9 protein-coding genes and 1 pseudogene are annotated in these 13,005 nt (G+C 37.0%); 6 read left to right on the plus strand and 4 right to left on the minus strand.

What is annotated here, in order from left to right; genetic code table 11:
• The first annotated feature begins 179 nt into the window (after positions 1-179).
• Complete coding sequence (locus tag EL165_RS02770) at positions 180-2,390, plus strand: tetratricopeptide repeat-containing sensor histidine kinase (protein WP_002979656.1); 2,211 nt, start codon at positions 180-182, stop codon at positions 2,388-2,390.
• A 2-nt stretch (positions 2,391-2,392) separates the two neighbouring features.
• Positions 2,393-3,022 carry a response regulator gene (locus tag EL165_RS02775; RefSeq protein ID WP_002979655.1) on the plus strand — a complete coding sequence of 210 codons (630 nt, stop codon included), beginning with the start codon at positions 2,393-2,395 and terminating at the stop codon, positions 3,020-3,022.
• Between the two features lie 81 nt (positions 3,023-3,103).
• Here the strand turns inward: EL165_RS02775 and EL165_RS02780 are convergent, their stop codons facing one another.
• Positions 3,104-3,670, minus strand: coding sequence for a hypothetical protein (locus tag EL165_RS02780; protein WP_041461496.1), 567 nt, complete (start codon positions 3,668-3,670; stop codon positions 3,104-3,106).
• A 367-nt stretch (positions 3,671-4,037) separates the two neighbouring features.
• Between EL165_RS02780 and EL165_RS02785 the strand changes: the two genes are divergently transcribed.
• A complete protein-coding gene (locus EL165_RS02785) occupies positions 4,038-4,601 on the plus strand; it encodes a hypothetical protein (RefSeq protein WP_002979653.1) in 564 nt (187 codons plus the stop codon).
• A gap of 125 nt (positions 4,602-4,726) precedes the next feature.
• On the opposite strand, the gene infC is transcribed toward EL165_RS02785, so the two are convergent.
• Both infC and thrS read right to left on the minus strand, forming a co-directional pair.
• On the minus strand, positions 4,727-5,227 hold the full coding sequence (gene infC, locus EL165_RS02790) for a translation initiation factor IF-3 (protein WP_027372223.1): 501 nt from the start codon (positions 5,225-5,227) through the stop codon (positions 4,727-4,729).
• Positions 5,228-5,416: 189 nt separating this feature from the next.
• Positions 5,417-7,336, minus strand: a complete 1,920-nt coding sequence (gene thrS / locus EL165_RS02795) for a threonine--tRNA ligase (protein ID WP_002979651.1) — start codon at positions 7,334-7,336, stop codon at positions 5,417-5,419.
• A gap of 244 nt (positions 7,337-7,580) precedes the next feature.
• On the opposite strand from thrS, the gene EL165_RS02800 reads away from it, so the two are divergent.
• On the plus strand, positions 7,581-8,555 hold the full coding sequence (locus tag EL165_RS02800; RefSeq protein ID WP_002979650.1) for a dipeptidase: 975 nt from the start codon (positions 7,581-7,583) through the stop codon (positions 8,553-8,555).
• 163 nt (positions 8,556-8,718) lie between these two features.
• On the opposite strand, the gene EL165_RS02805 is transcribed toward EL165_RS02800, so the two are convergent.
• Positions 8,719-10,263, minus strand: a complete 1,545-nt coding sequence (locus EL165_RS02805) for a hypothetical protein (protein ID WP_002979649.1) — start codon at positions 10,261-10,263, stop codon at positions 8,719-8,721.
• 148 nt (positions 10,264-10,411) lie between these two features.
• Between EL165_RS02805 and EL165_RS02810 the strand changes: the two are divergent.
• Positions 10,412-11,574: pseudogene (locus EL165_RS02810) on the plus strand (2-isopropylmalate synthase).
• Between the two features lie 30 nt (positions 11,575-11,604).
• Positions 11,605-12,993 (plus strand): 3-isopropylmalate dehydratase large subunit, encoded by a 1,389-nt coding sequence (leuC, locus tag EL165_RS02815; protein WP_002979647.1) that lies wholly within the window; start codon positions 11,605-11,607, stop codon positions 12,991-12,993.
• The last annotated feature ends 12 nt before the right edge of the window (positions 12,994-13,005 follow it).

Consider the following 13,005-nt stretch of genomic DNA (forward strand, 5'->3'; position numbering starts at 1 on the left):
ACGAACACAACTAAAAAGTATGGGTAAAAACAACAGCCAGGTAAATTGGGAGAAAAAGAAGCTGTAAAAGTAATTGTTGCTTTTGCTTTTCGGTTCAGGAAAACAGACTAAGATCGATTAGCAGGTATTTACTTATATTTACAGTCTTTACTACATTACAACTTCATAAAGATAAAGATTTGATACGCAGGCTATTATTTATATTCACTTTACTTGTCAGTCCGTTTTTTGTACATGCGCAGGACATTTTAAGCAAATTAGAAAAGGAATACAACCATGCGTCAAATAATACCGCAGAGCAGCTCAATCTTGCTCCCAAATATGCAAGTGCCTTATTCTTTCATGATCTTAAATCCAAATCTTATCAGATTTTAGAGACCAATATTTCCATCGCCAGAAAGCAGCCTGATGGAAAATATGCCACAATTTTATACGCTGTGCAGGCCATGAATTACCGGCTGGATAATAAAGCAGCGGAGTCTACGAAAAGCCTCGATATGGCAAGGATATATAGTTTAAAAACGAGTAGCACCGAGACTAAAGGCTATTACTATTACGCAAAAGGCTGGATTCTGGAACGTAATAATAAAACAACAGATGCTGTCGCTGCCTATTTAAAAGCTATTGAGTATTACGAAAACTCACCAACGACCTCTACATTATATGCAAGATTTGGCAATGCAGCTAAAGAGCTGTCAGCTATTTATGCCAACCTCAATGAATACCAGCTGGAGGAGAAATACAGCAAACAATTTTTGCTCCTTGCATCCAAACAAAATGATCCTAATCTTATTTTCGATGCTTATATGCGGATGGGCTATGTATATGAACAAAAATATACCCAATTTCCATCCAATACTGAGTTTAGAAATAAAACGGAACAGTATTACCTGCAGGCCATTACAACATTTAACAAAAATAAAGAAAGAATGCTCAACAGGAGCAATCTGTCATATGCTGCAATTAATTTAGCCAATTTATATACCGGTTTTGACAGCAATAAGGCAATGCAGTATGCTCAGCTGGCCAATCGTGTGAGTCTGGAAACCGGTGATGCCATTCATATTGCTTCCTCATTCGGAATCCTGGCTGAACTTGCTATACAGGATAAAAATTATGATTTGGCGAAGTCTTACTTTCTGAAAGCCTCTATGGAAATCGGAAAAAGTCCGGTCAGAGATCAGAGGATTGAACTGGCTATTCTTGAATCTTTATCCAGAATCAGTGAACAACAGGGGAACTACAAAGAAGCCCTGACTTATTACAAAAGTTATGTTGATCAATACAAAAGTGTTTACGATCAGGAAAAACTGGATATTACCAAAAGACTGGAATCTCAGTTTGATAAAGAACGGCAAGAGCAGAAGTACATCAAGCTGCAGCTGGAAAGTGATAAAAAAGCGCAGGAAATCAAGTTGATTAATATAGTCCGGGCACAGCGTGAACAGGTATACAACAACTTAAAGCTGGTGGAAGAAAACCAGAGGGAACGGCTAAAATTTTCAGAACTTGAATCCGAGAAAAAAGAACAACAGCTTCGCCTGGCAAAGTTAGAGACTCAGCAGAAGAATAATGATATCAACAGTTATAAAAAGCTCCTCGCTTTTAAAGAAAAGATCAATACCTATTATGTCTTTTTTATTATCTTCTTCATTATTCTGATATTCTTACTGCTTTATGCCTATAAGCAACGTGCCAGGTCCATTAAGCGAAGAGATGAATTACATGCCTTGGCGATGGAGCAAGAAAAACAAAATTCGAAAATTTCAACACTTACGGCATTGCTTCAGGGGCAGGAACAGGAGCGTGGCAGGCTGGCCCGTGATCTCCATGACGGATTGGGCGGATTGCTTTCCGGGACCAAACATCAGCTGTCTTATTTAAATCCTCATCAGTCCGAAAATTTACAGGAAGGAATTTCGAAATCCCTTGAACAGATTGATGGTGCAGTAGAAGAGTTAAGACGGGTTGCACATAATTTAATGCCTGATTTATTAATGAAATATGGTTTGGAGGTTGCTATTGAAGAGTTTGCTTCCCGCATATCCAACAATGCACTGGATATCCATACCGAATTTATCAATTACAGTAATTCATTGTCCCAGGAAAAGCAGCTGATCGTTTACAGGATCATTCAGGAACTGGTAAACAATGCTATAAAACATGCCGAGACTTCGGAAATTATTATTCAGATAAGTGAAGAACAAAACCAGCTGAACGTTACCGTAGAGGACAATGGTAAAGGCTTTGACCTCGCAGCTCTGGACGTGAGGAAAACAGCCGGTTTTCACAATATAGAATTAAGAGTCCAGTTTTTAAAAGGAACGATGAATATCACTTCCGAATTGAATATTGGTACCAGTATAGAAATTCAAATCCCTATTCATTAAACATGATAAAAGTAGCCATAACAGACGACCATCCACTTCTTTTGGAAGGATTGAAGAATATTTTAGGAAACAGCAGCACAATAGACGTGGTAGATTGCTTCAAAAATGTTTCGGAAATGAATGAAGGCCTTGCAAAACAGGCTGTTGATATTTTATTGCTGGACATCAATCTTGCCGATACCAACAGCATTGAACTTATTAAACCTCTAAAGAAAAAATACAGCAACCTCCGGATTATCATCCTCAGCGTTCACAATGAACTGCCTGTAATCAACAGTACTTTAGCTGAAGGTGCTTTGGGATATATTCAAAAGAATGCATCTGTTTCCGAGATTTTGGAAGGCATTACTGCGGTATATGAAGGGGAACAGTTTTTATGTTCACAAACGCAATCAGTTCTGAAGAAAAAATCAGCTGACGGGTTAAACCAGGTTCCGAAACTGACCCGCAGAGAGAAGGAAATCCTGGCGGAAGCCGCCAAAGGACTTACTACGAATCAAATGGCGGAGAAATTATTTATAAGTCCCCACACCGTAGAAAGCCACAGGAAAAATCTTATTGAAAAGTTTCAGACATCCAATCTCAGTTCAGCCATCAGATTAGCTATAGAATATGGGTTGATTATTGAATAAAATATATATCGCAAAAAAGGCTGTTTTCATAATGAAAGCAGCCTTTTTCTTATATAATCAAATAATTTTGGTGTGTATTGACTAATCTCTGAATTTCAACGCAGCCTGAAACAGGTTTTTCTTGTCTGTTAAATCATACTCGTCATTATATACAGGCTGATACATCAGTATGAAAACGCTGCCGTTAAAATCTTTCAAATTGATGGGCTGATCTACCATAATATCATAAAACCTTGTAATAGTACGTGTAGCAGTCCATTGCTTGGCATTGCCTTTAGGGTTTTTGTCAAACCTGTGATCTTTCGCATCTGTATAGTACCAATACGAAGGGGCAGAATCCATCAAGAACATTTCTTTGTCCTTGTTATATAATTCCTCTGCCATTCCTGTATTCTGAAACCATTCAACTTCAGTATTTAAAACGCCAAGAGCTCCTGCATAAATATCCTTATTCGTAGTGGCTCCTACTAAGAATCCTTCCAGATTGGTTGATGTAATTTCAAAAAGGAAAGGAGATTTTTTCAGTTCATAAACATCATTTACCGGCTCAATAACTTTTCCATCCTGTTTGATAACGACTTTTAATGATTGTGCAAAAGCCATAAAACTTAACAAACAAAAAAGGATGGTCAAACTTAATTTTTTCATTGTATCTCTTTAAATAATTGCTGCAAAGATATTAGACTTTATATCCATACACACTGGCTGGTTTCAGGGGTTTTTGAATTGCCGTTTCCTGATTTTTATCTTTCCATAATATCAATTTTTAATCTTATATCCGGAAAATAAACGGCAGTATCTAATAAACATCATAATCTGCGTAATTTGTAAATCTGTGGGAAATCAATTAATAAATGATAACATTCTTTGTAGTGAATGCATCTCTGTTCGAACTGCATTTAGCAAAACGGCTTGTAATAAGGGATAAATGGCTGAAAACAGGGATGTGTTGAACAAAGGATTTTGGAGAATTTTACAAAAAAGATAAACCAGATATTGTAAATTATTTTTAAAGATGAAAAACATAATAACCAGCCTGTCAATTGCAATCATAATCTTAGCTGCATGTTCTCCTGCTACAGATAAAAAAATGAACAATGCTGATTCTGAAAACGCAAACGTAAAACAGGTTTCTCCTCCTGCTCAGGTAAAAAAAGATAGACAAGAATCCGATATTCCAACTGATTTTTCATCATTGGTTCCTATTGATGTTTTGAATATCAAGAGCACTCATGTGTATGAAAAATATGGCGTAGAGTTTTCCGGAAACTGTTATTCGTGTGACCTGGCAAGTTTGTCTATTACAAAAAAGGCAATAAAATGGACAAATGTCTGTGATGAAAAGGACATTTTTGAAATTCACGATTTCTCGTTCTCTGACGGAGAAGAAAATAAAGCGGTCTTTACAACACCTGAAAGAACATATATTTTAACCCGAATTGATAAGGCTCCGGTCTACGAGCTGGTTATAGAAGGGCAGAAGCTGGAATTAAAAAACAAAAGAGTTTCTAAATATTTCACTACTAAAAAAGCTTTACCGCTTTTCAAAGAGCATGATTGCGGTGATTTTGAAGGTTAAATATCTTTTAAATGATTGACCGTTGACTCAGGCAGCAGAGTAGTCCTGATCAACGGTCTTTTTCTTTAAAAGCAATAAAAAAACCTCAAATTGCTTTGAGGTTTGTATGTAAAATAATGACTTAATTATTTTGCCGGTTTTTTAGGACTCATCATCATAATCATTCTTTTTCCTTCAAGTTTAGGCAGCTGGTCTACTTTTCCCACATGCTCCAGTTCCTGGGCAAGCTTTAAAAGCAGGATTTCTCCCTGATCCTTAAAGATAATCGAACGTCCTTTAAAAAATACGTAGGTTTTTAATTTAGAACCTTCTTCAAGGAATTTTTCAGCATGCTTCTTTTTGAATTCGTAATCATGGTCATCCGTCTGAGGTCCGAAACGGATCTCTTTTACTACCACTTTTACCTGCTTAGCTTTAAGTTCCTTCTGTTTTTTCTTTTGCTCGTATAAGAATTTCTTATATTCCAATACTCTTGCAATAAATGGTTCTGCCTTGTCAGAAATGACTACTAAATCCAATTCCTGTTCCGCAGCAATCTGTCTTGCTTTGTCAATTGGATAAATTCCCGGCTCTACGTTATCGCCCACCAAACGAAGCTCTCTCACACGAATTTTATCGTTGATCAAGTGAGCGTCCTCTTGTACCGGACGTCTCTGTGGGCCCCTGTTGTTAAATCTTTGTGCTATTGTATTATAATTTTATTGGTTAATTACTATTTTATTCTAAATTAAAAGATTAAAAAAATAATGATTAAAAGATTGATTTACACTTAGTAATTTTTCAATATTTTAATTCTTTAATCTTTTAATTCAATTTTATATGGCAGCTTCCTTTTTAAAGTAAGCTACAAAATCCTCCAGCTTCATTACTCCAAGATCTCCTTCACCACGTCTTCTTACAGAAATCGTGCCTTCTTTTTCTTCATTTTCTCCTACTACCAGCATGAAAGGAATTTTCTTCAATTCTGCATCGCGGATTTTTTTACCGGTCTTCTCGTTTCTGTCATCAATCTGACCGCTAATATCGTGATTTTCCAAAAATTGTGAAACTTTTTTTGAATAATCTACATATTTTTCACTGATCGGTAGAATAATAAACTGATCAGGGCTTAGCCATAACGGGAAATCACCTGCTGTATTCTCCAACAGAATAGCGATAAAACGCTCCATAGAACCAAAAGGTGCTCTGTGGATCATTACCGGTCTGTGCTTTTCGTTATCACTTCCGATATAATGAAGATCAAATCTTTCCGGAAGGTTATAGTCTACCTGAATAGTTCCTAACTGCCATTTTCTTCCTAAAGCATCTTTAACCATGAAGTCAAGCTTAGGACCATAGAATGCAGCTTCTCCGTACTCGATAACTGTTTTTAAGCCTTTCTTTTCTGCTGCATTGATGATTGCACTTTCTGCTTTTTCCCAATTCTCATCAGAACCGATATATTTTTGTTTGTTTTCAGGATCTCTTAACGAAACCTGAGTTACAAAATCTTCAAATCCTAACGACTTGAAAACATAAAGTGTAAGGTCAATTACTTTCTCAAATTCTTCAGAAAGCTGGTCAGGAGTACAGAAAAGGTGAGCATCATCCTGAGTAAATCCACGAACTCTTGTTAACCCGTGAAGCTCTCCACTTTGCTCATATCTGTATACCGTACCGAATTCTGCATATCTTTTTGGCAAATCTCTGTAGCTCCATTGTGACGTTTTGTAAATTTCACAGTGGTGAGGACAGTTCATTGGCTTCAGCAAAAATTCTTCTCCTTCATTCGGGGTTTTAATCGGCTGGAAGCTGTCTTCTCCATATTTATCCCAGTGTCCTGAAGTTACATATAATTCTTTTGCCCCGATGTGAGGAGACATTACAAATTCATAACCTCCTTTTTTCTGAGCATCAGAAAGGAAATTTTCCAGTTTTCTTCTTAAAGCAGTTCCTTTTGGCAACCAAAGCGGTAAACCGGCACCCACTTTTTCAGAGAATGCAAAAATTCCAAGTTCTTTCCCTAATTTTCTGTGGTCCCTTCTTTTAGCTTCTTCCAGTCTTTCAAGATATTCAGTAAGATCTTTCTGCTTAGGGAAGGAGATACCATATACTCTGGTCAGCTGAGGATTCTTTTCATTTCCTCTCCAGTAGGCTCCTGCTGCGTTTAATATTTTAACCGCTTTTACGATTCCTGTATTCGGAATGTGACCACCACGACATAAATCTGTAAAGTTATCGTGTGTTACAAAAGTGATTTCTCCATCATTAAGATTAGAGATCAGCTCCACTTTGTACGGGTTGTCTGCATAAGTCTTTAAAGCTTCTTCTTTAGAAACCGGATACAGAGAGAAGGTAGAACCTTTCTTTGCATTTTCTAAGATCTTTTTCTCGATCTTTTCAAAATCTTTTTCAGATAAGCTTTCATCCCCGAAATCTACATCATAATAGAATCCGCTTTCTATCGCAGGACCAATGGTCAACTTAGCATCAGGATAAAACTCAAGGATTGCCTGCGCCAAAAGGTGGGCAGAAGAGTGCCAGAAAGCCTTCTTTCCAAGATCATCATTCCAGGTCAAAAGCTGTACCGTAGAATCCGTGGTTATAGGTGTGGTCGTTTCTACTTGTTTGTCATTAACAATTGCGGAAATGGTATTTCTAGCCAATCCCTCGCTTATAGATTTTGCCACATCTAGGGGAGTAACTGCTCCTTCGAATTCTTTGACACTATTGTCTGGAAGTGTAATTTTTATCATTGTTTACTAAGAAATTTTAAGATGCAAAAATACGCATTTTTTAGATAAAATACTATATTAGCTTACAATTAGAATGAGAATTAATATTTAAAATGAAAAAGAGGAAGAAAGCTTTTGTCTCATTAAATCCTATAATCAGTTTTTTAGTGAAAAGTATCCGCTGATTTTTGATCATTCATCATTTCAGTTTTAAGATTTATTTTCTGATTTAAAACTTTAATAATAAACGAATTACAATTTTAATATGAATACAATCAATGTTGATCTCCACTGCGATTTGCTTTATTATCTGCTGAGATCAGGTGCCACGCTTGATGATAAAGAGCTGGGTTGCTCACTTCCTTATTTACGGGAAGGAAATGTAAAAGTTCAGGTGATGGCAATGTACGCAGGAACAGGAGCAGACAGCACCAGTTATGGGTTGAAACAGAGTCGCTTATTTTCAGATCTTACCAAAAATGAAAACTTTTTTCTTTTTAATAAAGACAATTATAAAGAGTCAGGTAACGAAAACCGGATAGGAATTATTGCTTCCATTGAAAATGCATCCGCTTTTTGTGATGAAAATCAAAGTCTTGATTCAGGATTCAAAAATCTGGAAGCCATGATTGAAAATGTAGATAAAGTCTTTTACATTGGTATAACGCATCACCTCGAAAACCGTTTTGGAGGAGGAAATAATGCCACTGCCGGCCTGAAGGAAGATGGGAAAGTTCTGATTGATTATATTGCTGGCCGTAATATTGCTATTGATCTGGCCCATACAAATGATCAGCTGGCTCATGATATTTTTACTTATATTGATCAGAGAAACTATTCAATTCCGGTTCTGGCGAGCCATTCCAACTACAGATCTGTTTATCAGAACAACAGGAATCTTCCTGATGAACTTGCAAAGGAAGTCATCAGAAGAAAAGGGCTGATCGGGCTGAATTTTATCAAGGATTATGTAGATACGGAAAACCCGGATAGAATCTACGAGCATATCCAATACGGGTTATATCTTGGCGGAGAAAACAGTATTGCTTACGGTGCAGACTATTTTTATTGGAAGGATCATCCGGATACATCCCGCCATCCTTTTTTCTTTCCTGAGCATTCCAATGCTTCGGGATATCCTGCAATTAATAAAGAAATTGAAGAACGATTTTCATCTGAACTGGCAGAAAAAATCAGCCATAGAAATGCCCTTAATTTTATTGAGAATATGTATAAGTAGTATACAGTTAATATGATTTTATTATCCCGCAGATTTGGAAATTGAGACAGATTTTATATTTATCTGTGATAATAAGCTGAATCTACGGGTTTTTTTACTGTTTTATTTTACATTAAATAACATATTTTAATATGTTTAAAAACAGATTGTTAATTGATGTTGTTTAATGTTTTCTTTTATACCTTACTTTCTGCTTGATAATTTCAATCACATCTACATTCTGGACTTTAGACTTGATCCATCCATGGATGTCGATATAAAATAATGAACGTCTGTAATATTCATTTTTTGAAAATTCTTCCAGTTTTTTATCAAAATTTTCAAAGGCTTTCTGTCTCTGATCAGGTATTTGATTATTAAGGTTCTTAAAAAACTGAATGCTTTCAAAATGGAACTCTTCCGGCTTCTTCATTTTCTTAGCAAACTTCAAAGTAGAAGCAATAAATTCATCATAATCTTCATCATTCCCGGATTCATATTTTGCCATTAAGATCAAAATTCTTGTATGGAAAAGCAGATCCTCCTGTACGTTGCCTTTGGATTCTATGACTCTCATAGAATACTCAATTGATTTTTCAAACATTTTACTGCCAAAAAACATAGCTGCCATTTTAAGGTAAAGAATCATAAAATGGTGCTCATCAATTCTTTCCCTGAGTTTTTCCATTTTCAATTCCACTTCAGGAATAAGTTTGGTACCGGTAAAAAATTCTCCTTTTACAAAGTGAATATTCATCAGGGTATTGTACTGGGTAAGGAAAATAAGGGACTGAAGATTTTCATTCTGAACAAAATTCTCCGCATGTACCATTTTATTGAAATTCTCAAAATGCTCCTCTAGAATGTCAATATTTCCATACAGAAAAAGGATCTTGAGCAGATAGGTGTTTCCCTTGATATACCAAACCGGATGGCTGTAAATCATTTCGGGTTTCTTATGAAACAGGTCTACCCATTGGTAAGCATATTTCAGAGTGTATTTATAATCCTGTAATAGCTGGTTCTTCCACACATGAGCTTTATAATACCATAATTTTTCAGTAAAATTCAGTTTTTCAGGATTGATATTTTTAATTTCAGCATTGAAAATATCCATAACTTCCTGTCGGTCTGTATCATTTTTTACATAACCATGGGTAAGCATTTCACTGTATAATTTCAACGAAAGGTTGGAAAGTTTTGTCGTGTAGCGGTTTTGCTTACTGATCTCCTGGGACTGTTTGATAAGTTCTTCGGCGCGGCCTTCGATACTTCGTGTAATGAATTGTGATTCAATTACTTTCTCGAGATCAATGATTTCGGAAGCAATACTTTTTTCATCCAGTTCCAGCGCAGTCTGCTTAGTCTTATCTAATATTTTTAAAGCCTGCTTATAAAGGCCTTTCTGATACAGAATATTGGCAAAATCCAGCTGTTCCCGAAGCTGAATTCTATAATTCTGATGACTCGGGTTCATACGGAGGCTTACCAGGATCTGTTTGTAAAGATGGGCTTTAAGGTTGGAAAGCTGTTGTTTGGTAGAAATTTTTTTCTCAATAATTACTGTTTCATCATATTCCTTCATTTTATCCATCTCAGAAAAGAGCAGAAGAAATTTAGCATCAACATTAATTCCGAGACGGTTTACATACAGCTTAAACTGACGCTTTTCAGAAGTAGTCAATGACTTTACCAATACAAACAAAAAATCTTTCTGCAATTCTGCCATTGTAAATTTTTATAAATTAAATTACTGATTAATAGATGAATAAGATTGTTTTTTCAACTGTTGAATATTGTAATTTTCAAAAAATGTGAAAATGAAAAAATATTGCAAGCTGTAGTTTTGAATCAAAATTAAGTAAAAAACTTCATTTATGAATTCCGAAAAAATTGAAATTTTTGATACGACACTGAGAGACGGGGAACAGGTTCCGGGATGTAAACTGAATACGGAACAGAAACTGGTTATTGCTGAAAAGCTTGATGAGCTGGGGATTGATATCATTGAAGCAGGGTTTCCGATTTCCAGTCCGGGAGATTTTGAATCGGTTTCAGAAATTTCAAAACTGGTAAGAAATGCTAAGGTATGTGGATTGACAAGAGCCAATAAAAAAGATATTGATACGGCAGCAGAAGCATTGAAGTTTGCGAAAAGACCAAGAATTCATACCGGTATCGGAACTTCGGATTCTCATATTAAATACAAATTCAACTCAACAAGGGAAGACATTATTGAAAGAGCGGCAGAAGCTGTGAAATATGCCAAAACCTATGTGGAAGATGTAGAATTCTATGCTGAAGATGCAGGAAGAACGGATAATGAATATCTTGCAAGGGTTTGTGAGGCTGTTATCAAAGCCGGAGCTACAGTGCTGAATATTCCTGATACAACAGGATATTGTCTGCCGGAAGAATACGGCCAGAAATAAAATACCTGAAAGAAAATGTAAAGGGAATTGAAAAAGCGGTATTGTCTTGCCATTGTCATAATGATCTGGGACTGGCTACTGCCAATTCTATAGCAGGGGCAATTAACGGAGCACGCCAGATTGAATGTACCATCAACGGATTGGGAGAAAGAGCCGGCAATACAGCATTGGAAGAAGTTGTAATGATTTTAAAACAGCATAAAGACCTGAATCTGCATACCAATGTCAATTCAAGAATGCTGAATGAAATGAGTGCCATGGTATCCGATCTGATGGGAATGGCAGTACAGCCTAACAAAGCTATTGTAGGAGCCAATGCTTTTGCCCACAGCTCAGGGATTCATCAGGATGGTGTGATCAAAAACAGGGAAACCTATGAAATCATTGATCCCGCAGAAGTAGGAGTGAATGCCTCTTCCATTATCCTTACAGCCAGAAGCGGCCGCTCGGCACTGGCATATCGTTTTAAACATATCGGGTATGAAGTTACCAAGAATGAACTTGATTACCTGTACCAGGAATTTCTGAAGATCGCCGACCTTAAAAAAGAAATAGACAATGAGGACCTGAACATGATGATGCATTCTTTTGCCAGAAAAATAGGATAGGTTTGATTTAAAATCAAGATAAAGTAAACAATGAACAACAGTAAAAAGACACTTTTTGATAAAGTTTGGGACGCTCACGTGGTAGAAACCATTCCTGACGGACCTCAGATCATTTATATAGACAAACATCTCATTCATGAGGTAACCAGTCCTCAGGCTTTTGCAGAACTGGAATCCAGAAATCTGGAAATATTCAGACCGGAACAGATTGTTGCCACCGCGGATCATAATGTACCCACTTTGCATCAGGAGCAGCCTATCAGAGATGAACTTTCAAGAAATCAGGTAGAACAGCTTACGGAAAACTGTAAGAAAAATAATATCGAACTTTTCGGATTAGGGCATCAGTATCAGGGAATCGTACATATTATCGCTCCGGAACTGGGAATTACCCAGCCGGGAATGAGTATTGTTTGCGGAGACAGTCATACCTCTACCCACGGAGCATTTGGAACAATCGCTTTTGGGATTGGAACAAGCCAGGTGGCACAGGTATTTGCAAGTCAGTGCCTGTTGCTTAATAAGCCAAAATCAATGAGAATTACAGTCAACGGCAAATTAAACGAAAATGTTCAGCCTAAAGATGTGATTCTGTATATCATTTCAAAAATAGGAACAGACGGAGGAACCGGATATTTCTGTGAATATGCAGGAAATGTATTTGAAGAGATGTCGATGGAAGGAAGAATGACCGTGTGCAATATGAGTATTGAAATGGGGGCCAGAGGAGGAATGATTGCTCCCGATGAAACCACCTTTGAATACGTAAAAGGAAGAAAATTCTCGCCGGTAGGAGAAGAATGGGAAGAAAAAGTAGAATACTGGAAGACTTTGAAAACAGATGAAGGGGCAGTATTTGATAAAGAACTGAGCTTTGATGCATCAGATATTTATCCGATGATTACTTATGGAACCAACCCGGGCATGGGTATTTCAATCCGTGAAGTTATTCCTGCGCCGCAGAATGAATCTGAAGAGAAGGCATTACAATATATGGGGCTGGAAGCCGGACAAGCGGTTAACAGTATCAAGGTTAATTATGTTTTTATAGGTAGCTGTACCAATGCAAGGATAGAAGATTTCCGTTCTGCAGCTCAATATATCAAAGGCAAAAGCAAAGCGGAAGCGGTAAAAGCATTGATCGTTCCGGGATCCCAGCAGGTGGTGAAACAGATTTATGAGGAAGGACTGGATAAAATCTTTAATGATGCAGGTTTTCAGATCCGTCAGCCGGGATGCTCCGCATGTCTGGCAATGAATGATGACAAGATTCCGGAAGGAGAATACTGTGTTTCCACTTCCAACAGAAACTTTGAAGGCAGACAGGGACAAGGCGCAAGAACAATTCTTGCCAGTCCGCTCACCGCAGCAAAAGCAGCTATAGAAGGTAAAATTTCAGCTTTTGAAAGTGTAAACTAAATCCATTAAAAG

Origin of the sequence: Chryseobacterium gleum (assembly GCF_900636535.1) — a bacterium.
GTDB classification, from domain to species: Bacteria; Bacteroidota; Bacteroidia; order Flavobacteriales; family Weeksellaceae; genus Chryseobacterium; species Chryseobacterium gleum.